At 68.2% G+C, this 21,231-nt stretch carries 22 protein-coding genes; 7 read left to right on the top strand and 15 right to left on the bottom strand.

The window, feature by feature from the left end:
• Nucleotides 1-13: 13 nt before the first annotated feature.
• Nucleotides 14-694: an alpha/beta fold hydrolase gene (locus SK803_RS43750; RefSeq protein ID WP_319972149.1), complete on the top strand. Its 681-nt coding sequence runs from the start codon at nt 14-16 to the stop codon at nt 692-694.
• On the opposite strand, the gene map is transcribed toward SK803_RS43750, so the two are convergent.
• The 7 genes from map to dxr form a co-directional block, all read right to left on the bottom strand.
• The gene (gene map, locus SK803_RS43745) at nt 681-1,538 is read right to left on the bottom strand and encodes a type I methionyl aminopeptidase (protein ID WP_319972148.1); all 858 of its coding nucleotides are present in this window, start codon (nt 1,536-1,538) and stop codon (nt 681-683) included. The two genes, SK803_RS43750 and map, sit on opposite strands and share 14 nt — an antisense overlap.
• A 10-nt stretch (nt 1,539-1,548) precedes the next feature.
• Nucleotides 1,549-1,680, bottom strand: coding sequence for a hypothetical protein (locus SK803_RS43740; RefSeq protein WP_319972147.1), 132 nt, complete (start codon nt 1,678-1,680; stop codon nt 1,549-1,551).
• Nucleotides 1,680-3,470 (bottom strand): penicillin-binding transpeptidase domain-containing protein, encoded by a 1,791-nt coding sequence (locus SK803_RS43735; protein WP_319972146.1) that lies wholly within the window; start codon nt 3,468-3,470, stop codon nt 1,680-1,682. The genes SK803_RS43740 and SK803_RS43735 overlap by 1 nt, the downstream gene beginning before the upstream one ends.
• A gap of 18 nt (nt 3,471-3,488) precedes the next feature.
• Nucleotides 3,489-4,340 carry a GNAT family N-acetyltransferase gene (locus tag SK803_RS43730; RefSeq protein ID WP_319972145.1) on the bottom strand — a complete coding sequence of 284 codons (852 nt, stop codon included), beginning with the start codon at nt 4,338-4,340 and terminating at the stop codon, nt 3,489-3,491.
• 214 nt (nt 4,341-4,554) lie between these two features.
• The gene (gene ispG, locus SK803_RS43725) at nt 4,555-5,685 is read right to left on the bottom strand and encodes a flavodoxin-dependent (E)-4-hydroxy-3-methylbut-2-enyl-diphosphate synthase (protein ID WP_319972162.1); all 1,131 of its coding nucleotides are present in this window, start codon (nt 5,683-5,685) and stop codon (nt 4,555-4,557) included.
• Between the two features lie 52 nt (nt 5,686-5,737).
• The gene (locus tag SK803_RS43720) at nt 5,738-6,949 is read right to left on the bottom strand and encodes a M50 family metallopeptidase (RefSeq protein WP_319972144.1); all 1,212 of its coding nucleotides are present in this window, start codon (nt 6,947-6,949) and stop codon (nt 5,738-5,740) included.
• Between the two features lie 7 nt (nt 6,950-6,956).
• Entirely contained in the window at nt 6,957-8,087 is a 1,131-nt protein-coding gene (gene dxr, locus SK803_RS43715; protein WP_319972143.1) for a 1-deoxy-D-xylulose-5-phosphate reductoisomerase, read from the bottom strand.
• A gap of 134 nt (nt 8,088-8,221) precedes the next feature.
• Here dxr and SK803_RS43710 point away from each other — a divergent pair, with 134 nt between their 5' ends.
• Nucleotides 8,222-8,488, top strand: a complete 267-nt coding sequence (locus tag SK803_RS43710; protein ID WP_319972142.1) for a GlsB/YeaQ/YmgE family stress response membrane protein — start codon at nt 8,222-8,224, stop codon at nt 8,486-8,488.
• A gap of 113 nt (nt 8,489-8,601) precedes the next feature.
• Here SK803_RS43710 and SK803_RS43705 read toward each other — a convergent pair whose 3' ends face one another.
• From SK803_RS43705 to SK803_RS43690, 4 genes are all read right to left on the bottom strand, one after another.
• Nucleotides 8,602-9,252 carry a response regulator transcription factor gene (locus SK803_RS43705; RefSeq protein WP_319972141.1) on the bottom strand — a complete coding sequence of 217 codons (651 nt, stop codon included), beginning with the start codon at nt 9,250-9,252 and terminating at the stop codon, nt 8,602-8,604.
• A complete protein-coding gene (locus SK803_RS43700; RefSeq protein WP_319972140.1) occupies nt 9,249-10,853 on the bottom strand; it encodes a sensor histidine kinase in 1,605 nt (534 codons plus the stop codon). Before SK803_RS43700 ends, SK803_RS43705 begins: the two co-directional genes overlap by 4 nt.
• A gap of 71 nt (nt 10,854-10,924) precedes the next feature.
• Nucleotides 10,925-11,734 carry an ABC transporter permease gene (locus SK803_RS43695; protein ID WP_319972139.1) on the bottom strand — a complete coding sequence of 270 codons (810 nt, stop codon included), beginning with the start codon at nt 11,732-11,734 and terminating at the stop codon, nt 10,925-10,927.
• Nucleotides 11,731-12,570: an ABC transporter permease gene (locus tag SK803_RS43690; RefSeq protein WP_319972138.1), complete on the bottom strand. Its 840-nt coding sequence runs from the start codon at nt 12,568-12,570 to the stop codon at nt 11,731-11,733. The genes SK803_RS43695 and SK803_RS43690 overlap by 4 nt, the downstream gene beginning before the upstream one ends.
• A 64-nt stretch (nt 12,571-12,634) precedes the next feature.
• Here SK803_RS43690 and SK803_RS43685 point away from each other — a divergent pair, with 64 nt between their 5' ends.
• Together SK803_RS43685 and SK803_RS43680 are read left to right on the top strand one after the other, a co-directional pair.
• Entirely contained in the window at nt 12,635-13,174 is a 540-nt protein-coding gene (locus tag SK803_RS43685) for a TetR/AcrR family transcriptional regulator (RefSeq protein ID WP_319972137.1), read from the top strand.
• Nucleotides 13,149-14,261 (top strand): cytochrome P450, encoded by a 1,113-nt coding sequence (locus SK803_RS43680; protein WP_319972136.1) that lies wholly within the window; start codon nt 13,149-13,151, stop codon nt 14,259-14,261. The genes SK803_RS43685 and SK803_RS43680 overlap by 26 nt, the downstream gene beginning before the upstream one ends.
• A gap of 3 nt (nt 14,262-14,264) precedes the next feature.
• On the opposite strand, the gene SK803_RS43675 is transcribed toward SK803_RS43680, so the two are convergent.
• Both SK803_RS43675 and SK803_RS43670 read right to left on the bottom strand, forming a co-directional pair.
• Entirely contained in the window at nt 14,265-15,398 is a 1,134-nt protein-coding gene (locus tag SK803_RS43675; RefSeq protein ID WP_319972135.1) for an ABC transporter substrate-binding protein, read from the bottom strand.
• Nucleotides 15,391-16,530, bottom strand: coding sequence for an ABC transporter ATP-binding protein (locus SK803_RS43670; protein ID WP_319972134.1), 1,140 nt, complete (start codon nt 16,528-16,530; stop codon nt 15,391-15,393). Before SK803_RS43670 ends, SK803_RS43675 begins: the two co-directional genes overlap by 8 nt.
• 155 nt (nt 16,531-16,685) lie before the next feature.
• On the opposite strand from SK803_RS43670, the gene SK803_RS43665 reads away from it, so the two are divergent.
• Complete coding sequence (locus tag SK803_RS43665) at nt 16,686-16,943, top strand: DUF2631 domain-containing protein (RefSeq protein WP_319972133.1); 258 nt, start codon at nt 16,686-16,688, stop codon at nt 16,941-16,943.
• On the opposite strand, the gene SK803_RS43660 is transcribed toward SK803_RS43665, so the two are convergent.
• Nucleotides 16,940-17,836 (bottom strand): NADP-dependent oxidoreductase, encoded by an 897-nt coding sequence (locus SK803_RS43660; protein WP_319972132.1) that lies wholly within the window; start codon nt 17,834-17,836, stop codon nt 16,940-16,942. The two genes, SK803_RS43665 and SK803_RS43660, sit on opposite strands and share 4 nt — an antisense overlap.
• A gap of 103 nt (nt 17,837-17,939) precedes the next feature.
• Between SK803_RS43660 and SK803_RS43655 the strand changes: the two genes are divergently transcribed.
• On the top strand, nt 17,940-18,302 hold the full coding sequence (locus tag SK803_RS43655; RefSeq protein WP_319972161.1) for a winged helix-turn-helix transcriptional regulator: 363 nt from the start codon (nt 17,940-17,942) through the stop codon (nt 18,300-18,302).
• Here the strand turns inward: SK803_RS43655 and SK803_RS43650 are convergent, their stop codons facing one another.
• Nucleotides 18,303-19,874, bottom strand: a complete 1,572-nt coding sequence (locus SK803_RS43650; RefSeq protein ID WP_319972131.1) for a serine/threonine-protein kinase — start codon at nt 19,872-19,874, stop codon at nt 18,303-18,305.
• Between the two features lie 148 nt (nt 19,875-20,022).
• On the opposite strand from SK803_RS43650, the gene SK803_RS43645 reads away from it, so the two are divergent.
• Nucleotides 20,023-21,210, top strand: coding sequence for a ricin-type beta-trefoil lectin domain protein (locus SK803_RS43645; RefSeq protein WP_319972130.1), 1,188 nt, complete (start codon nt 20,023-20,025; stop codon nt 21,208-21,210).
• Nucleotides 21,211-21,231 lie beyond the last annotated feature (21 nt).

Here is a 21,231-nt window from a genome sequence, read left to right as displayed (position 1 = left end):
CATCATCACGGGCATGCTCACCGTCGTGCTCATGCACAGCCCGTTTCTCGGCCCTTCGAGCATGCGCCCGCTCGCCGACGAACTGGCCTCCGACGGGGTAGCGGTTCTGCTGGTCGACCTGCAGATGACCATCAACGAGGCACCTGTGCACCAGCGGCTGATAGGTGCTTTCGCGGACGCCCTGGAGGACGCCGGCGTCGGCGGACAGCTCGTCTTGGTCGGCCACAGCGGCGCGGGCCCGTTGCTGCCGGGCTTCGCCGACGCGCTGGAACTGGACGTCGCAGCCCTGGTGTTCCTCGACTCCGACCTGCCCACGCCGGGAAAGGCATGGCGTGAGACGGTCGATCCCGCGCTGGTCAGCCAGGTCAAGGCCTCGGTGCGGGACGGCAAGCTGCCGCGCTGGGACCGCTGGTTCGACACGGACCCGCTGACGCTGGTGCCCGCCGAACTGCGCGAGGAGATGCGCGACGAGGCGCCCGAGGTGCCGTGGGAGTTCCTGAAGGAGCAGCGGCCGGTCGTGGAGTGGGCCGGGCCGTGCGGGTACGTGCTGCTGTCGCCGGTCTACGAGGCCGCGGCGAACAAGGCCGACGAGCTGGGCTGGCCGGTTGAGCGTCTGGAGTCACACCACCTGGCGGCCGCGACGTCGCCCTCGGCGGTCGCGGCCGCGCTGAAAGCAGTGCTCAGCAAACTGTGAGGATCTCCGCGCCCGTGTCGGTGACGACGAGGGTGTGCTCGAACTGCGCGGTCCAGCTCTTGTCCTGGGTGGTGACGGTCCAGCCGTCGTCCCACATGTCGTGCTCGTAGCCGCCGAGCGTGATCATCGGCTCGATCGTGAACGTCATGCCGGGTTCGAGCACGGTCTTCACCGACGGCTCGTCGTAGTGCAGCACCACGAGGCCGCTGTGGAACGCGCGGCCGATGCCGTGACCGGTGAAGTCGCGGACGACGCCGTAGCCGAACCGGTTCGCGTACGCCTCGATGACGCGGCCGATGACGTTGATCTCACGGCCGGGCTTCACGGCCTTGATCGCGCGCATGGTCGCCTCGTGCGTGCGCTCGACCAGCAGCCTGTTCTCCTCGGAGACGTTGCCCGCGAGGAAGGTGGCGTTCGTGTCGCCGTGCACGCCGCCGATGAACGCCGTGACGTCGATGTTCACGATGTCGCCGTCCTCGACGACCGTGGAGTCCGGGATGCCGTGGCAGATGACCTCGTTCAGCGAGGTGCAGCACGACTTCGGGAAGCCGCGGTAGCCCAGCGTCGACGGGTACGCGCCGTTGTCGCACAGGAACTCGTGCGCCACCGCGTCGATCTCGTCCGTCGTGACGCCGGGAACGACGACCTTGCCGGCCTCCTGAAGGGCCTGCGCAGCGAGCCGGCCCGCGATCCGCATGGCCTCGATGATCTCCGGCGTCTGCACCCACGGGTCGTTGCCGCGCTGGGGTGCGGGCTTGTCCACGTACTCGGGACGGACGATGCGCGAGGGCACCTGACGACGCGGAGACTGCACACCGGGTTGCAGCACGGAACGAACGGCCATGCGCTCCAGATTAGCCGTCCGCGCGGGGGCGGCTCTGAACCTGGTCCTCGGCGCGCGGCTCCGGCAGCCGCGGCGCCGGGAGCAGGACGCCCGCCCGGACCAGGCGTTCCCGCGTCGTCAGGTGTGTGGTTTTGGTCGTCATCACGGCACCGCCTTCAAGAACTTCGCCGCCACGTCCACGGCTGGAGTCGAACTATCCGCGCTGAGCACCAAGGTCGCGAACGCGAGATCGCCTCGGTAGCCCATGAACCACCCGTGTGAGTGCACGCCGTCACCGAACTGCGCGGTACCAGTCTTGCCGCGGACATCGCCGTACGGCTTGAGTTGCGGTGCAGTGCCGTAATCGACGACCTCGCGCATCATCTGCCGCACCGGGTCGAGCACGGCCGGTGTGGGCGCGGTGGGCTGTTTGTCGGCTTTGGTCTCCTTGCCCCGCACCAGTTGTGGCACCGGCATGGAGCCCTTCGCGATGGACGCGCTCACCAGGGCCATGCCGAACGGCGACGCGAGCACCTTGCCCTGGCCGAACGCGTCCTCCGCCCGTTCCACGACGTCGGTCGCGGGCGGCACGGACCCGGTGATCGTGGTCAGGCCCGCGATGTCGAAGTCGGCACCGAGACCGAGCGACAGCGCGGCGCTCGGCAGCAGCTCGGCGGGCATGTCGACGGCGAGCTGCGCGAACGTGGTGTTGCAGGAGAACGCGAACGCGCTGCGGAGAGGGATCGTGCCCTTGTCGAACTCGCTGGAGTTCGGCACGATCCGCCGCCCGTCGATGGTGGTCTTGCCGGGGCACGGCAGCGGGGTGTCGGCGGTGACCTTGCCGGACTGCAGCGCGGCGAGCGCGGACACGGCCTTCATCGTCGAACCCGGCGGGAAGCGGCCGGTCAGCGAGAGGGCGCCCTGGGCGTCGGCCGGGTCGTTCTGCGCGACGGCCAGGATGTCGCCGGTGGACGGCTGGATGGCGACCAGCATCGTGGGCTGCGTGACCGGTTCGACGGCGTCTTCCGCGGCGGTCTGGATCGCGCGGGACAACGCGATGTTCACGGCCTTGGCGGGCTCGGGGGCCTTCGAGGTCAGCTCGTCGACCTCGGCGCCCTGCGCGTCGACCGTGGACACCCGGAAGCCCTCGTGGCCCGCGATGTCGTTCTCGACCAGCTTGCGCACGGCCGGCAGCACCTGCGAGCCGAAGGTGCGGCTCGGCGCCAGCAGTGACGTCTGCGAACTGAACCGCACGCCGGGCAGTTCGTAGATCTTCGGCTTCACCGACTGGTAGTCCGGGTCCCGCAGCGCCGCGACCTGGTAGGCCTGGCCTTCCGGGGTCTTGCCGACGCCCTCGGTGATCGTCTGCGCGGTGATGGCCTTGTCCAGCGGGTTCAGCGCGTCCGCGAGGGCCTTGGAGACGGCGGCGACGTCACCGGCCTCCTTCGCGACGAGCAACACCGAGACAACGCGTTCAGGGGCCAGCAACGGCGTGCCGTCGCGGTCGAGGACGGGCGCCGGGTCGGGCTTGAGCTCGGCGACCTTGACGGACTGCTGCGGCGCGAGCTTGGGATGCGCCACCGACGACGCCCAGTGCACCTTCCACGTGTCGCCTTCCTGGCGCACGTCGAACTTGGTCGAGTACGTCCAGTGGCGGTTCTTGCCGAGGTCCCAGTCGAGGCTCACGCTCGCCTCGGAGGCCGTCTCACCGTTCTTGCGGATCTGGTCGACCTTGCTGGAGAGCCCCTCGGGCTTCAACGCGCCCCGGAACTTCTCCAGGGTCTCCTTGGCCTCGTTCGGGTTGTCGGTCATCCCGGCAGCACCCTGCACGTCACCGGACGCGAGCTTCGCCAGGAATTCGTTGGTGATCTCCGGCGCTCCTGGTTCCGACTTGAACAGGCCGCAGCCGCTCACCGTCACCAGCACCACCGTGATCGTCGCGAGAAGGCGCACCCGCGCGAGTATGCCGGTTCAGAAGAGGACAGTCGCGTACTGGCCGACCTGTTCGAACCCGATCTTCCGGTAGGCGGCCTGCGCCACGTGGTTGTAACCGTTGACGTAAAGGCTGGCTGTGCGGTTGAGGACCCTGGTCAGCCGGTCTGCCACGGCGGCTGTTCCGGCTGTGCCGATCCCCTCGCCTCGGCGGTCTGGTCTTACCCAGACGCCCTGGATCTGGCCCACTCGGGAGGACATGGCGCCGATTTCCGCTTTGAAGACGACTTCGCCGTGTTCGAACCTGGCGAAGGCCCTGCCGGCTGCGATCAGTTCGCTGACCCTGGCCCGGTAGCCGGCGCCGCCGTCTTCCGCGCAGGGGTCGATGCCCACCTCTTCGATGAACATCGAGATGGCCGCGGGGAGGTAGCGGTTCAGTTCGCTGGGGCGGACCTGCCTGACCAGCGGGTCCGGGGTGATTTTGGGGGTGCCGGAGATTGCCATCAGAGGTTGGTCGCCGCGGACTTCTCGGGCCGGGCCCCAGTCCGGCTGGAGTTCGTCCCAGAGGGTTAAGACCTGTTCAGCGGGGCCTACCAGGGAGGAGCACATTCGGCCTCGTCGGCGGGCGCGGTCGGCGAACATGCGCATGGCCGTGGCGCTGCCTTTTAGGGGGATCAGGTTGGGGCCGGAGAAGCAGAGGCCATCTACTCGGCCGCGGATGGGCCTTGAGTCGGAGCCCCACATTTCGCCGCCCAGGCGCCAGGGGTCCAGGCCGGCTACTTCTACTCTCGCGGCGACCATGCACGCGGCTACGGGGTCGTGTTCGAACGCCCCGCGTACGTCGATCAGGTCGCGCTCGTCGAGAACGCGCGCTCCGGCCAGCCTCAGCACGTCACCTAGCGTGCCAGATCGGGTGGGGATGTGGCATCAGCCAACTGTGCGGAGCGGAGGTGACGGTCCGCACCTGGGGGTTTGGGAGGCACGACACTTGCGGGTGGTTGGCACGAATCGTGACGGGGACCCACCCGAAGCGCGCTGAAAAGCAAAGACAAAGGCATCGGGGGCGTTCCCGGCCAGGAACGCCCCCGATGTGTGGCTGTGTCTGTCAGCCGACGCTGACGACCGGTTCGCCGCCTTCGATCGGTTCCATCTCCTCGGCGAGGCGCATGGCCTCTTCGATGAGGGTTTCGACGATCGCGTGCTCCGGCACGGTCTTGATGACCTTGCCCTTGACGAAGATCTGGCCCTTGCCGTTGCCGCTCGCGACGCCCAGGTCGGCCTCGCGGGCCTCGCCGGGGCCGTTCACGACGCAGCCCATGACCGCGACGCGCAGCGGCACCTCCATGCCCTCCAGACCGGCCGTGACCTGCTCTGCGAGCGTGTACACGTCCACCTGGGCGCGGCCGCAGGACGGGCAGGACACGATCTCCAGCTTGCGCGGGCGCAGGTTGAGCGACTGGAGGATCTGGTGGCCGACCTTGATCTCCTCGACCGGCGGGGCGGACAGTGACACCCGGATGGTGTCGCCGATGCCCTGGCGCAGCAACGCGCCGAACGCGACGGCCGACTTGATGGTGCCCTGAAAGGCCGGACCGGCCTCCGTGACGCCCAGGTGGAGCGGGTAGTCGCACTGCTCGGCGAGCAGTTCGTAGGCGCGGACCATGACCACCGGGTCGTTGTGCTTCACCGAGATCTTGATGTCGTGGAAGTCGTGCTCGGCGAAGAGCGAGGCTTCCCACATGGCCGACTCGGCGAGGGCCTCCGGGGTGGCCTTGCCGTACTTCTTGAGCAGGCGCGGGTCCAGCGAACCGGCGTTCACGCCGATTCGGATCGGGGTGCCGTGGTCCTTGGCGGCGGCCGCGATCTCCTTGACCTGGTCGTCGAACTTGCGGATGTTGCCGGGGTTGACGCGGACCGCGGCGCAACCAGCCTCGATGGCGGCGAAGACGTACTTCGGCTGGAAGTGGATGTCCGCGATCACCGGGATCTGGGACTTCCTGGCGATCGCGGGCAGGGCGTCGGCGTCGTCCTGCGACGGGCAGGCGACGCGCACGATGTCGCAGCCTGACGCCGTCAGCTCCGCGATCTGCTGCAGAGTCGCGTTGACGTCGGACGTCAACGTGGTCGTCATCGACTGGACTGAGACGGGGAACTCGCTGCCGACACCGACGTTGCCGACCATCAGCTGCCTGGTCTTGCGACGTTCCGACAGCACCGGCGGCGGCAGTGCCGGCATTCCGAGCATCACGCCGTCACTCATGGGTTGTGCACCTTTCCGTATTTCACTGCTATTGCAACCTGATGGGGTTGACGATGTCGGCGGTCACGGTCAGCAGCGTGATGGCGCCGCCGATGAAGATGACCACGTAGGTGAGCGGCAGCAGGCGCATGTAGTTGACCGGGGCGCCGGCGGGCTTGCCGCGCAGCTTCCTGATCCAGTCTCGCACCCGTTCGTAGAGGTTGACGGCGATGTGACCACCGTCAAGCGGGAGTAGCGGCAGGAGGTTGAACACACCGACGAAGAAGTTCAGGCCCGCCAGCATGAGGATGAAGAACGCCCAGAGGCCTCGCTCCGCCGCGTCACCGCCCAGGCGCGACGCACCCACGACGGAGATCGGGGTGTCGAGGTCGCGTTCGCCGCCGCCGATGGCCTTGACCACGGCCGGGATGCGCTCAGGGAAGCGCATGAGGCCCTTCCAGGTGTTCACGAACATGTCGCCGGTGAACGCGATGGAGGCCGGGACGGCCGCGAGCGGGCTGTACTCGAAGTTCTGCTGCCAGGTGACGCCGATGGCGCCTACCTTCTTGACCTCGCGGCCGCCCTTGCCGTCGGTGACCTCGCGGGTGACCTGCGGCACGTTCACGGTGAGGGCGAGTTCCTTGCCGTCGCGCAGCACCTTGAACTCGGTCGGGCCGTTCAGGTCGCGGGTGATCCGGAGCATGTCCGACCAGGTCGCGATGGGCTTGCCCGCGATGGAGGTGACCTCGTCGCCCGCCTGCAGGCCCGCGTCCTTGGCCGGGGCCGGGGCGCCGGGCTGGCACGGCGCGGTGAGGCCGACGGTGTGGTCCTGGACGCACGGCGTGATCTCGGCGAGGACCGGGAGGTCCTTGTTGTTCGGCAGGCCGAGCGACATCGCGAGGATCAGCAGGATGAAGAAGCCGAGGATGAAGTGCGTGATCGAACCGGCGGACAGCACGACGACGCGCTTCCACACCTTCTGGTTGTAGAAGGCGCGCTTGCGGTCGTCCGGGTGCACGTCCTCCAGCGCCGTCATGCCGGTGATCTCGCAGAAGCCGCCTGCCGGGATCGCCTTCAGGCCGTACTCGGTCTCACCCTTGCGGAACGAGAAGATCTTCGGGCCGAAGCCGATGAAGTAGCGGGTGACCTTCATGCCGTAGAACTTCGCGGTCAGCAGGTGCCCGAACTCGTGCAGCGCGATGGACACCGCGATGCCGAACGCGAACAGCAGCACCCCGAGGATGTTGATGAATGTGTTCACGAAAAGTTCAGTTCCTTCCAACCAGCTCGCGGGCACGTGCGCGTGCCCAGTCCTCGGCGGCGAGCACTTCCGCGACGTCCGCGGGGTCACTCTGCCAGTCACTCGCCTCGCCCAGAACCTGGCCGATGGTGTCCACGATCGACAGGAACGACGTGGAGCCGGCGACGAAGGAGGCGAGTGCCTCCTCGTTCGCGGCGTTGTAGATCGCGGGGAGACAGCCACCGGCCGTGCCCGCCTGCCGCGCTAGCTCGACGGCCGGGAACGTGACGCTGTCCACCGGTTCGAACGTCCACGAGGTGGCGGTGTCAAAGGTACAGGCGGCCGCGGCACCGGCTACGCGCTCGGGCCATGCGAGGCCGAGCGAGATCGGCAGCCGCATGTCCGGAGGCGAGGCCTGGGCCAGCGTGGAGCCGTCGGTGAAGGTCACCATCGAGTGAATGATGGACTGCGGGTGCACCACCACGTCGACGCGGTCGTACGGCACTCCGAACAGCAGGTGCGCCTCGATCAGCTCGAGGCCCTTGTTCACCAGGTTCGCCGAGTTGATGGTGACGACCTGGCCCATCGACCACGTCGGGTGCGCCATGGCCTGCGCGACGGTGATGGCCTCGAGTTCGGCGCGGGTCTTGCCGCGGAACGGTCCGCCGGACGCCGTCAGCACCAGCTTGTGCACCTCGTGCGCGGTGCCGCCGCGCAGGCACTGCGCGAGCGCGGAGTGCTCCGAGTCGACCGGCACGATCTGGTCGGGCTTGGCGGCCTTCAGCACGAGCGACCCGCCCGCGATGAGCGACTCCTTGTTGGCGAGCGCGAGCGTGGCGCCGGTCTCCAGGACCTTCAGCGACGGCTCGAGGCCGCGCGAGCCGTCCATCCCGTTGAGGACCACGTCGGCGGGGCAGGCTTCGATCAGGTCGACCATGCTGGTCAACGTCTTGACGCCGGGAACCTCGGCACCGTTCGCGACGGCGACGACGGGCACGTCGAACTCGGCTGCCTGCTGCTTGAGCAGGTCCAGCTGACGCCCGCCCGCGCCGAGCCCGACGACCTGGAAGCGGTCGCGGTTGCGCCGGATGACGTCGAGCGCCTGGGTGCCGACTGAGCCGGTCGATCCCAGGATCAGGACAGTGCGTGGAGTACTCATCGCCCCTCATTGTTCCGGAGAGTGCCTGAGAGCCCGGCACAGCCCGTTACTTTGATAACGGAGTGGTTTTGGAGGCGTGAAGTCGCCAGATCGGGGGCATTCCTTCCTCGACAGTCGATGGAAGGAGACTCTCCGTGGGCATCCTCGGATGGATCGTGCTCGGATTGCTTGCAGGCGCCATCGCCAAGGCCATCATGCCTGGCAACGACCCCGGCGGCTTCATCATCACGATGCTGCTCGGCATCGTTGGCGCGATTCTGGGTGGTTTCATCGGATCGGCGCTCTTCGGGACCGATCTCGGGACGTTCTTCGACCTGCGGACGTGGCTGCTCGCCATCGTCGGCTCGCTGATCTTGCTGGGCATCTACCGCCTGGTAACGGGCAGGCGAAGCCACGCTTAGCCGCACAGGACATTTGGGGCCGTTCGGGTGACCCCCATTCGGCGCCGCTGATCGCACGCGGGGACCTTTCGCACCTCTTGATGGTACGAAAGGTCCCCGCGTGCGGTTGCAAGTCAGGTTGCGAGGCCTGCGTCGCGGGCCAGGAGCGCGGCCTGGACGCGGTTGGTCAGGCCCAGCTTGGCGAGCAGACGCGACACGTACGTCTTCACCGTCGCCTCGGACATGTGCAGCTTCGCGCCGACGTCCGCGTTCGACATGCCCTGCCCGAGCAGCGCCAGCACCTCGACCTCGCGATCCGTCAGCCCCTCGACGGCCTTCTGCGCCTCCTGCCGCTTCGGCTGCCCGGACGTCGCGACCATGCCGACCACGCGCGACGTGACCATCGGCGACAGGTAGGCCTCGCCGTTGTTCACCGCCCGCACGGCTCGCAGCAGCTCCTCGGGCGCGGAGTCCTTCAGCAGGAACCCGGCGGCGCCGTCGGACAGAGCGCGGACGATGTTCTCGTCCTCGCCGAACGTCGTCAGCATCACGACCCGCACGGACGGTGCGACGGTCTGCAGTTCTTTCGCGCAGGCCAGGCCGTCCATCCGCGGCATGCGGATGTCCAGCACCGCTACGTCGACGCGGCGCTCGCGCACGATCTGCAACGCCTCTCGGCCGTCGCCCGCCTCCGCCACCAGTTCGATGTCGTCAGCGGTGCCGAGAATGGCCTTGATGCCCGCGCGCATCAGCGGCTCGTCGTCGGCGATGAGCACCCGGATCATGGATTGTTCCTCTGCACGTGGATCTTCTTCTCGACCAGCTTGCCGTCCCGGAAGCAGAAACGCACCACTCGGGTGCCTTTCGCGAGATACGACTGCTCATCCGTTACGTGGTAGACGCACCTGGCGCCCGGTGGCTCCGGTGAGGCCTGGGACTTGCGTTCGCCGTCCGCCACCAGGGGTTCGTCGCCGGCCGGCAGCAGCTTCAGCACGTCGGCCTCCGACTGACCCACCTGGATCCGGTCGAGGTTCTCCTGCGACACGACCTCGGTCACCGGCTGCGCGCCGAGGTAGGTGAAGCCGCCGATGATGATCGTGAGCATGATGGACGCGCCCGCGATCGACCCGACGCCCGCCCACTTGCGGATCCCCCGCGGCGACTCGATCTCGTCCTGCTCGTCCTCTGGCTCGTCCGGCAGCGGGGTCTCCTCGTACGGCAGCACGGCCGCGATCCGGAAGCCGCCGGACGGCAGCGCGCCGACGTGCAGGATTCCGCCGGCCACGCGCACGCGTTCGGTGAGCCCGATCAGGCCGACGCCCGGATCGCGCACCTGCGAACCGTTGCGCGACGGGTTGTTCCGCACCTCCACGACCAGCGCGTCGGGCTCGTACTTCACCGTCACCTGCACGGCGGCGCCCGGCGCGTGCTTGGCGGCGTTGGTCAGGCCCTCCTGCGCCACGCGGTAGGCCGCGTGCGACACCTTCGACGGCAACGGGTGCGCCTGTCCGCCACGAACCAGGCTGACCAGCACCCCGGCCTTGCGCGCGTCGCTCACCAGCGAGTCGATGGACTCCGCGGTCCTGGTCGCGGGGTCGTCGTCGGGGCCGTCCTCCGCCCGCAGCACGCCGATGATCGCCCGCAGCTCCCCCATGCCGGTCAAAGCGGCCGAGCGCAGCACCCCGATCGCCTCGCGCTGCTTGTCCCCCAGCGTCGGGTCCATCGCCAGCGCTCCTGCGTGCACGGAGATCAGCGACAGCCGGTGGCCGAGGCTGTCGTGCATGTCCTGGGCGATGCGGCTGCGTTCGCGCAGGCGCACCTGGCGGGAGATCATCTTGTTCTCGCCGCGCATCCGCTCCTCGCGGTCCTGCATGGCCTGCACCAGCGCCTCGCGCTGCGCCAGGTACCGCCCGACGAGGAACGGCAGCGCCACGCCCACGCCGAAGATCGTGATCAGGATGAGCATCCCGTAGACGGGTTCGATGTCGAGCGGACGCGCGTCCCAGTCCCACACCAGCACCACGACGACGAACGTGATCGTGGTCGACACGACAGCCTTGACCCACGACTCGATCCGGCGGCCGGCCGTGTAGCTCAGCACGACCATCAGCGCGGGCCCGAGGAACGGGATCGCCGCGCCACCGATCATGACCGTCGCCGGCAGCAGGTGCCGCAACGGGAGCAGCACCACGTAGACGGCGAGGTACCCGACGAGCAGCCAGCCCGACGCCTTCTGCTCCGCCCACGGCCCCGGCCACAGGTCCAGCAGGATCACGGCGACCATGACGATCAGGTCGCCGATCAGCCGCACCGGGGTCAGTGCCTGGAGCCGGGCCAGGGTGTCGGCGCGGAACGCCTCGGCCCTGGTCCGCACAGCGGTAATCACGGTTTCAAACTACGAGACGTCCCATGTCCGCGCGGCACGCTGGAGTATCGAATTCGCGCGACGAAAGTTGACTATCCGACCAGCTGCGCGGTGGATCCCACCTTGCGGGCGCGCCAGGACGCGACCACCACACCGATGATCAACAGCAGTGCGGTCGCCGTCACCATCAACGTCGACAGCGCCACGATCTCCGGCGAGATGCCGCGCTTCGACGCCTGCGCGTAGACGAACACCGGCAGCGTCGTCGACCCGACACCGGTCAGGTACGACGAGATCACCACGTCGTCGAACGACAGCAGGAACGCGAACGCCGCGCCGGCCACCACCGCCGGCGCCACCAGCGGCAACGTCACGGTCCGGAACGCCGTCCAGGGCGAAGCCCCGAGATCCGCCGCGGCCTCCTCCAGCCGCGCGTCCATTCCGGACACCCGCGACCGCACCACGACGACCACGAAGCTCAGCGAGAACGCCACGTGCGCGAAGAGCAGAGCGCCGAACCCGAGCGGGATGCCGGCGAGCTTCACGAAGAACCCCAGCATGGCCACGCCCATGACGACCTCGGGCACCACCAGCGGCAGCGACAGCAGCACGGTCCACAACCCGCGGCCGGGGAACGCCCGCCGCAGCCCGAACGCCGCCAGCGTCCCGATCACCGTCGAGATCGCCGCCGACGCCAGCGCGAGTTCCAGGGTCAGTTCCAACGACTCCAGCACGCGCGTGTCGTCGAACAGCTCGGCGTACCACTGCGTCGAGAAACCACTGATGCGCGACAACGACCGTGAGGAGTTGAACGACGCGAGCGCGAGCCACGCGATCGGTGCGTAGAGGAACAGGAAGACCAGAGCGACAACGAGCCCGAGCACCCACGGACGACGGTTCACAGCACGTCCTCCCCGCGCCGTCCGCGCAACACGAGCACGAGCACCACCAGCACGAGCAAAAGCACCGCCATCGCCGAACCCAGCGGCCAGTTGTTGCCGCCGCGGAACTGGTCGTCGATCACCGACCCGAACGTCGACTGGCCGACGCCGCCGAGCAGCTTCGGCGTCACGAAGTCACCCGCCGCGGGCACCAGCACCAGCAGCGACCCGGCCGCCACACCGCTGAACACCCCCGGCAGCACGATCCGGAAGAACGTCGACACCCGGCCGTGGCCGAGATCGAACGACGCCTCCACGAGCCGGAAGTCGAACCGCTCGCACGCCACGTACAGCGGCAGGACCATGAACGGCAGGAAGCCGTACGTCAGGCCGAGGATCACCGCTCCGTGCGTGAGCAGGAATCCGCCGTCGCGGTCCAGCCCGACCCACCCGAGCACGGTGTTGACCAGGCCCTCACCGTCGAGCAGCGCTTTCCACGCGTAGATCCGCGCGAGATAGCTCGACCAGAACGGGATGAGCACCGCCGCGAGCAGCACGGTCCGGTACCTGCCGCCGTACCGCGCGATGAACCACGCCAGCGGAAACCCCAGCAGCAGACAGGCAACGGTGGTCGCGACGGCGTAGACCAGGGTCCGGCCGAAGATCGGCAGGAACGCCGGGTCGAGCGCCGTCAGATAGGCCTGCGTCGTCCACGGCAGCACCGCGCGGGCGACACCCGTGTCCCGCGTCGCGAAGCTGAACTGGACGACGACCACCAGCGGCGCGATCAGGAAGATCCCCAGCCACAGCCCGGTGGGCGCGAGCAGGGCGTTGGCCTTCAGCCAGCGTCGTGACACGGGATCAGATCATGCCAGCAGCACTCTCAGAAGACTGGGCGAACATCCGTGTACCGTTGTGAACATGAGTGTTCACTTGCTGCAGACGGCGACGTCCGTGCTGCTCAAGGACCCGACCGCGTCCTTGAGCGACGTCGCGCGCGCCGCCGGTGTCGGCAGGACCACACTCCACAAGCGCTTTCCGACCCGGACGGCCCTGGTCCGCGCGGTCGCGAACGACGCGCTGGACCTCATCGACTCCGTGTCGTGCCAGGTGGACTTCGGCAGCGACGACGCGATCGAGGACCTCATGACGCGCCTGGTCGCGCTCGGCCCGCGGGTGGAGTTCCTGCTCCGCTTCCCCGGCCTGGAACGCGACGAGGAGCTGAGGACGCGCATCGAGGAGATGGACCGGCCCGTGCTCGACCTGATCACCCGGCTGCAGGGCACCAAGCTGCGCCGTGACCTGCCCGCGTGGTGGATCCTGCACACCCTCTACGCCGGGCTCTTCAACGCCTGGGAAGCGATCAACTACGGCCGTCTCGCGCCGTTGGACGCTCCCCGGTTCGTGCTGACCACGGTGTTCGAGGGGGTAGGCAGTGCTGGAGCAACTGACCGGGCGTGAAGACCCGCATCCGATCTACGACCAACTGCGAGCGAGAGGACCGCTGACGCAGGACGCTGGAATGTGGCTCACGACGAGCCACCCTCTGGCCAACAAGATCCTGCGCGACCGGCGGTTCGGCGTCCGGTTCTCCGACGGCAGCTATCCGAGCAACGGCAGCCTGCTGCCCGAGTCGTTCCTGGAGCTCGACCCGCCCGACCACACGCGGCTGCGCAGGATCGCGACACCGGCGTTCAGCCCGAAGAAGATCGACGAGTACCGCACGCGGGTCGAGAAGGTCGCGGACTCGTTGCTGGACCGCGACGAGTTCGACCTGATCACGGACTTCGCGGCGCCGTTGCCGATCTCGGTGATCAGCGACCTGCTCGGCATCCCCGACTCCGACACCGCCGAGTTCGCCGACTACGGCGCGCTGGTCGCCGCCTCGTTCGACTCGGGCGTCACCGCGGAGATGGCCAACGCCAACGACAAGGTGCTCGCGCTGTTCGACCGGCTCATCGCGCAACGCCGCCGGACGCCCGGCGACGACGTGATCAGCTCGCTGGTCGCCGCCGAGGCCGACCAGAAGCTCACCGCCCAGGAGATGCTCGGCACGCTGGTGCTGCTGCTGGTCGCGGGCTTCGAGACCACGGTGAACCTGATCGGCAACGGCACGCGGGCGCTGCTCGACCACCCCTCGCAGTGGAAGCTCTTCCAGGCCAATCCCGAACTCGCGTCCGCGGTCGTCGAGGAAACGCTGCGCTGGGCGCCGCCGGTGCAGATGACCAGCCGCATCGCGCACGAGCAGGTCGACGAGATCGGCGAGAACGAGATGGTGATGCTGCTGATCGGCGCCGCGAACCGCGATCCGGAGGTCTACCCGGAGGCGCACAAGTTCGACGTCATGCGCGTGCACAAGCCGGAGCACCTCGCGTTCTCCAGCGGCATCCACTACTGCCTGGGCGCGACGCTGGCCCGCATGGAGGGCGAGGTGGCGTTCCGCGCGCTGGCCCGCAGGATGCCGGACCTGCGGCAGACGGGACCGGTGGTGTTCCGCGACTCCGTGGTGATCCGGGGGCTGAAGTCGTTCCCTGTTCGTAGAAGCTGACGGTCAGCCGGTCTTGACCTTCGTCCAGGCGTCGGCGTAGAGCGCCTCGACGTCGCCGCCCAGGTCCTTGGTGAACGGGAGCTTGTTGAGCTGCTCCTCCGACGGGTAGACCACCGGGTCGTTCAGCAGGTCCTTGTCGATCAACGGCTTGGCGGCGGCGTTGGGGCTGCCGTAGCGCACCGCGTTGGACAGCGCCGCACCCACCTCAGCGCCCAGGACGTAGTCGATGAACCTGTGCGCGTTCCCGGCGTGCGGCGCGTCCTTCGGGATCACCAGGAGGTCCACGTAGGACAGTCCACCCTCGGCCGGGATCGCGTAACCGACGTCCTCGCTGGTCTCGCGGGCCTGGAACGCGTCGCCGGAGTACGCCTGCGCGAGCCGGACCTGGCCGGACGTCAGCGGTTCGATCACGTCGGAGGTGATCTGCCCGAGCTTCTTCTTCAACGACAGCAGGAAGTTCGCCGCGTCGTCGATCTGCCTCGGGTCCGTGGTGTTCGGGTCGTGGCCGAGCTTGAGCAGGCCGATCGCCATGCCGTCGCGTGCCTCGTCGAGGATCGAGCTGCGGCCCTCTGCGTTCGGCAGGTCGTAGGCGTCGAACCCGGTGACCTCGCCGCCGATCTGCGACTTCGAGTACGCCAGACCCGTTGTGCCCCAGGCCCACGGCACGGAGTACCGGTTGCCGGGGTCGTACTCCGCCTCGACGAACCGCTGCTCCAGGTTGGCGAGGTTCGGGATCGCGTCGTGGTCCAGCGGCTGGAGCAGGCCGGACCGCAGGAACCGGCGCAGGAAGTTGTCGCTCGGCACGACCAGGTCGTAGCCCGCCTGGCCGGACGCGATCTTGGCTTCCATCTCGTCGTTGGTCGAGAAGTTGTCGTACGTGACCTCGATGCCGGAGATCTGCTGGAAGCCCGGCAACGTGTCCGGCGCGATGTAGTCGGTCCAGTTGTAGAAGTTGAGCTTCGGCTCGTCCTGCACGTTCGTGGCCTTGGCGGCACTCGCACCACCGCTGTTGGCCGGCGCCGGACCGACCGCGCAGGCCGCGAGCGCGAAGAACGCCATCGAGCCCAGCATCGTGCGCCGGGTCACCCGCGGGCTGTCGACGTCCCACAACCGGGCGATCCGGACCTGGTCAGCCATCGGAGGCGTCCAGCAGCACGGTGAACTCGGGGTCCCACGCCATCCGCACGGGCTGGCCGGGCGCGCCCGCGTCGTCGATGCGCTGGGCGTTCTGCACGAACGCCACGAGCTCGCCGCCAGGAGTGTCGACCACGAACTGGGTGGAGACGCCCGTGTAGACGACGTCGTGGACCACGCCTTGCAGCACGCACCAGCCGGTGGGCGGCTCCGCGGTCTCGTTGAACAGGTGCACCTTCTCCGGGCGGACCGTGGCGGCGACCTTCTTGCCGTGGCTGATGCCGCCGGAGAACCTGGCGCGCAGGTTCGTGGCGCCGGCAGCCTTCAGGGCGACCAGTTCACCGTCCACACCGGACACCTCGGCGTCCAGGATGTTGGACGTGCCGATGAACCCCGCGACGAACCGGGTCGCGGGACGTTCGTAGACGTCCTCGGGGTAGCCGACCTGTTCGATCTTGCCCGCGTTCATCACGGCGATGCGGTGCGAGAGGACCAGCGCCTCTTCCTGGTCGTGCGTGACGTACAGGAAGGTCGTGCCGACCTCGCGCTGGATGCGCATCAGCTCGATCTGCAGTTCCTTGCGCAGCTTGGCGTCGAGCGCACCGAGCGGTTCGTCGAGCAGAAGCAGCTGCGGGCCCGCCGCCAGCGCGCGGGCGATGGCGACGCGCTGCTGCTGGCCACCGCTGAGCTGGGTCGGCCTGCGCTTGGCGAACTGAGACAACCGCACGAGTTCGAGGTGCTCGCCGACGCGCTTCTTCAGCTCGTCGCCGCGGACCTTCTTGCGCTTGAGTCCGTAGGCGACGTTGTCCCACACGGACATGTGCGGGAACAGCGCGTAGGACTGGAAGACGGTGTTGACGTCCCGCCGGTACGGAGGGACGCCCACCATGTCGTTGCCGTCGAGCTCGATGCGGCCCTCGTCGGGGTGCACGAACCCGGCGATCATGCGCAGGACCGTGGTCTTGCCGCAGCCCGACGGGCCGAGCACCGAGAAGAACTCGCCTTCGTGGACGTTCAGCGAGATGCCGTCGACCGCCACCTGGTCGGAGAAGCGTTTGCGCACCCCGTGCAGACCGATCTCGACGGGGGCGAACGTGTCCGGGGTGGAGGCCTCGGCGGGAGAGAAGCCGGTCAAGTCGAGGCGCCTTCGGAGATCGGATGAGCGTGGTCGCGCTGAGCGTAATGGCGCATGACCTGGCTCGTAAGTCGTGCGCGCGCGACCTCACACATCCGTGCTCACTCACATGTGCGACGATGACCTCGTAATCCGGATGAGCAGTGGAGGAAACCGTGGCTACGTCCTCGGAACTGGACAAGCGTCCTGCCGTCGACCCTCACGAGGAGCCGTCGCACGAGTGGGGCTGGCACGGCACGTTCCCCAAGGGCACGCGCATCGCCGGCTGGCTCTCCGCTGGCTTCTGCTTCCTGATGCTGATCGGCAACCACCACGGTCAGACCGAGAACATCTTCCTCGTCGCGACCGGCGTGACCATCATCGCGGGGCTGCTGTGGGACGCCGCTCGTCGCAAGACGTCCTGGCGCCGCTAGACCTCGAGCACGATCTTGCCCTGGGTGCGACCCGTCTCGCCCAGGGCATGTGCTTTTCCGGCGTCCTCCAGCTTGAACGTCTCAGCGACGTGCACCCTGAGTTCGCCGGACTCGACCAGCGCCGCGATGGCCTCCAGCCCCGCGCGGTCGGGCTCTACCAGGATCGGGCTGGTCCTGATGTCGTCGCGGATCGCGCTGTCCACTCCGGACGGCACGCCGACGAACAACCCGCCGGGCTTCACCGGCGCGGGTGACGCGCCACCGACCAGGTCGACGAACACGTCGACGTCGGTGCCTTCGTAGTCGCCCCGGGTGTAGTCGATCATCTCGTCGGCGCCGAGGTCCTTCAGGAACGCGTGCTTGGGCTCACGCGCGGTGCCGATCACATACGCGCCGTGCGCCTTCGCGATCTGCACGGCGAGGTGGCCGACACCACCCGCAGCCGCGCTGACCAGCACCTTCTGACCCGGCTGCACGTCGGCGGTGTCGATCAGGATCTGCCACGCGGTGAGCGCGGCCAGCGGGAGCGCCGCCGCCTCGACGTGGGTGAGGCTCTGCGGCTTCTTCGCGAAGTGGCGGGACGGGGCGGTGACGTACTCGGCGTAGGCGCTCGCGGCGTGCGGGAAGCGCGGCATGCCGTAGACCTCGTCGCCGGGCTTGAGGGTCGTGACGCCGAAGCCGACCTCCTCGACGACGCCGGAGACGTCCCAGCCGTTGATGAACGGGAAGGTCTGCAGACCCGCCATGCCGTGGCCCGCGCTGGTCTTCCAGTCGACCGGATTCACGCCTGCCGCGTGCACCCTGACCAGCACCTCGGTCGGGAGCGGGGCGGGCTTGGGCACGTCGGCGAGGGTGAGAGGGCCGCTGAACTCGTTCTGGATGATCGCTCGCATGACCACTAGCTTGGGAGAGCAGGTCTCTTTTGGCAATCAGGCACTATCTTGTGCACTAGGTACCTGATAGAAACTACTCGTGATCAGGGACGTTTACCTCAAGATGTGTCCATGCCGCGACCTGCTGGACATGGTCGCGTCAAAGTGGACGGCGCTGGTGATCGGCGACCTCGAAGACGGACCCAAGCGGTTCGGTGAGCTCAAACGCCGGTTGGAGGGCGTCAGCCAGAAGATGCTCACCCAGACGTTGCGCACGTTGGAGCGCGATGGGCTCGTCACGCGCACGGTCTACCCCTCGGTGCCGTTGCGCGTCGAGTACGAGCTGACCGAGCTGGGGCGCAGCGTCACCGAGCCGCTGGCCGCGCTGCGGTTGTGGGCGCAGCGGAACTACGAGTCCGTCGCCGAGGCGCGGGAGACGTTCGACAGCGCGGAACCGCTCGGGCTGGAGCCCGCCGGCGCCCGGTGATCAGGCGATGACCCAGCCCTGCAGGAACTCCTTCTTGTACTGGTCGCCCTCGCAGTTGCTCACCACCGAGTCGAAGTGGTGGCCGCCCATGTTGCAGCGGTACAGCTCCAGCGTCTTCACGTCCGCCGGCTTCGCGGTGAAGACGTAGCCGAGCGGGCGCGCGTCGTAGACGTCCTGGCCCTCGCAGGTGGGTGAGGACGAGGTCATCCGGTCCTCGGAGTTCTTGATCTTGCAGCTGTACAGCGGCTTCGTGCTCGCTTCTTCCTTCGCGAGGAGCTTGCCGAGGCCGCCGGTGTTCTCCACGGTGAAGCCCGCCGGGACCGGCACGCGTGAGGTGCCGCTGTAGTGCCAGCCGTTTCCGTTGCGGTAGCGGGAGAACGCGAGCGTTTCCCGGGGCGGCTTCGGTTGCGTCGTGGTCGGCGCGGGCTGGTTCGGCTGCGTGGCCTGGGTGGGCTTCGGTGCGCTCGACTGACTGCTGGGCGCAGCGCTGCTGCTGGACACCGCACTGCTGCTCGGCGCGCTGGACGCGGTGCTGCTCTGCGACGTCGGCTGTTCGCTGGAGTTCGGGCCCTGCTGCGCCGACGCCTTGCCGGGTGTTTCGGGCTTGAACACGAAAATGGCCGCGAGGGCGATCACGACCACGGCCGCCGCGGCACCGGCGAACACACCGATCTTCTTGCGGGACTTGGGTTTCTCGTCGTTCCACTCGTCGCGCGTGGTCTGCGGCGCGACGAACGTCGTGACGGGCTCGATGACGACGGTCTGCTCGGACTGCGTCGGCGGTGTGACGACCTTGGTGCGATCGCTCAGTCGTTCACGCAGCTGGGCCGCGGTCGGGCGCTGGGCGTCGTTCTGGTTGAGCAGCGCCATGATCGTGGCGGCCAGCGGGCCCGTGGTGCGTCGCAGCACCGGCTCCTCGTACATGATCGCGTGCATGGTGGCCGCGGTCGTGTCGCGGTGGAACGGCGCGCGGCCTTCGGAGGCGTGGAACATGGTGGCGCCCAACGCCCAGAGGTCGGTCGCCGGCGACGGAACCTTGCCGGCGAACAGCTCCGGCGCCATGTAACCGGGCGAACCCATGATCCCGCCGGTGGCCGTGAGACCGGGGTCGTCGATCGCGCGGGCGATGCCGAAGTCGGCGAGCTTCACCCGTCCGTCGGGCAGCACCATGATGTTGCTGGGCTTGACGTCCCGGTGCACGATGCCCGCCGCGTGCGCCGCTTCGAGCGCGTTGAGCGTCTGCAGGCCGATGTCCGCGACCTCGTCCTCGGTGAGCTGCCTGCGGGTCATGACCTCGGACAGCGTCGGAGCCTCGACGAGTTCCATGACCAGGTACGTGACGCCGTGTTCGACGATGACGTCGTAGATGGCGACGACGTTCGGGCTGTTCAGCCGCCCCGCGGTGCGCGCCTCACGCAACACGCGCTCGGTCTCGGTGGTCCGCAGCTCCTTGAGCGCGACCTGCCGTCCGATGACCCGGTCCTCTGCCAGCCAGACGACCCCCATGCCGCCCCGGCCGAGCTCTCTGATCGTCGCGTATCTGCCCGCGACCAGCCTTGTCGCTTCCCCCACGCGCGGCATGGTATCCGCACGCCCGTGTCGGCCGGTTTCCTGTCCGGTCCTGTCCGCTGACAGTGCGTGGTCGATTCGCTACCGTTTTTGAAGGTCTAGACCACTTCCCTGTACTCGCGTTGAAGGCGGTCCTGTCATGTCTTTTGGCGTGCTTCTAGCAGCATTCTCCCTGCTCAGCCCTATCGTGGACGACCTGCCGGACGAGTTCCGGCAGCCTTCTTCTGGCATCTCCATCCAGTCCGTTGTGTGTGATGGCGACGGTGTGAGCGGCAAGCGCGTGCAGGCGGTGTACGTGCGTGGCGACCAATCCGCAGACCGATACCCACAGCTCGTGGGTCAGTTCCAGACGTTCGCCGACCAGATCGACAACTCGTTCGTAGAGGCCGCGTCTCGTCTCGGCGGCGGCGTCCGGCACGTCCGCTTCGTCACGCAGCCCGACTGCCGCGCGAAGGTGGACAACGTTGTCGTGCCGCAGTCCGCGATGTCTTCCCCTTCTGCCGTCGCCGACCAGCTCGCTGCCCGCGGCTACAACCGCACGGACCGCAAATACCTGTTCTGGCACGACTCCGGAGGCTGCGGCGTGGCGTGGGGCGCGCCGGGCGACGACCGTCCCGGCGCCGACAACGGCTACAACTCCGGACCTTCTTACGCCGCAGTGGGAACCGGGTGCTGGACCTGGCAGGCGAGCGGCCACGAGCTGCTGCACACGCTGGGCGCCGTGCAACGTTCGGCACCGCACTCGACGGCGTTCGGCCACTGCTGGGACGACCAGGACATCATGTGTTACAACGACGGCGGCATCCCGAACCCACCCGGCGGCCTGGTGAACGTCTGCCCCGGCGCACCCGAGAACCAGCTCGACTGCGGTGGTGACGACTACTTCCACGCCAACCCGGCCGCAGGTTCTTATCTGGCAACACATTGGAACGTGGCGCGCAGCCAGTTCCTCACTGCTTCCGGCGCTGGCTCCGGCGCGATCGTCGGTATCGGCGGAAAATGCGTCGACGTGAGCAACTCCGGCACCGCCGATGGCACCGCGATCCAGCTGTGGGGCTGCAACTCCTCCGGCGCCCAGCAGTGGTCGCGTTCCGGCGATGCGTTGCGCGCCTTGGGAAAGTGCATGGACGTCGCCTCGGGCGGCACCGCTGACGGAACTCTTGTCCAGCTGTGGACCTGCAACGCGAGCGGCGCCCAGACGTGGTCGCGCGTAGGCAACACGCTGCGCAACCCGCAGTCCGGCAAGTGCCTCGACGCGTCCGGCAACTCCTCGGCCGACGGCACCCGCCTGATCATCTGGACCTGCACCGGTGGGGCGAACCAGAACTGGCAGCTTTAGTTGTGTCGGCCCCCGCTTGTC

It is taken from the genome of Lentzea miocenica, assembly GCF_033949945.1.
Lineage (GTDB): Bacteria > Actinomycetota > Actinomycetes > Mycobacteriales > Pseudonocardiaceae > Lentzea > Lentzea miocenica.
Note: the sequence above shows the minus strand (reverse complement) of the source record. Positions and strands in the feature narration are given on the sequence as shown.

Coding starts and splice junctions, on each gene's coding strand:
- SK803_RS43750 (WP_319972149.1), top strand. CDS start 14: ATGCTCACCGTCGTGCTCATGCACAGCCCGTTTCTCGGCCCTTCGAGC.
- map (WP_319972148.1), bottom strand. CDS start 1,538: ATGGCCGTTCGTTCCGTGCTGCAACCCGGTGTGCAGTCTCCGCGTCGT.
- SK803_RS43740 (WP_319972147.1), bottom strand. CDS start 1,680: ATGACGACCAAAACCACACACCTGACGACGCGGGAACGCCTGGTCCGG.
- ispG (WP_319972162.1), bottom strand. CDS start 5,685: ATGCCGGCACTGCCGCCGCCGGTGCTGTCGGAACGTCGCAAGACCAGG.
- dxr (WP_319972143.1), bottom strand. CDS start 8,087: ATGAGTACTCCACGCACTGTCCTGATCCTGGGATCGACCGGCTCAGTC.
- SK803_RS43705 (WP_319972141.1), bottom strand. CDS start 9,252: ATGATCCGGGTGCTCATCGCCGACGACGAGCCGCTGATGCGCGCGGGC.
- SK803_RS43685 (WP_319972137.1), top strand. CDS start 12,635: ATGAGTGTTCACTTGCTGCAGACGGCGACGTCCGTGCTGCTCAAGGAC.
- SK803_RS43675 (WP_319972135.1), bottom strand. CDS start 15,398: ATGGCTGACCAGGTCCGGATCGCCCGGTTGTGGGACGTCGACAGCCCG.
- SK803_RS43660 (WP_319972132.1), bottom strand. CDS start 17,836: ATGCGAGCGATCATCCAGAACGAGTTCAGCGGCCCTCTCACCCTCGCC.
- SK803_RS43655 (WP_319972161.1), top strand. CDS start 17,940: ATGTGTCCATGCCGCGACCTGCTGGACATGGTCGCGTCAAAGTGGACG.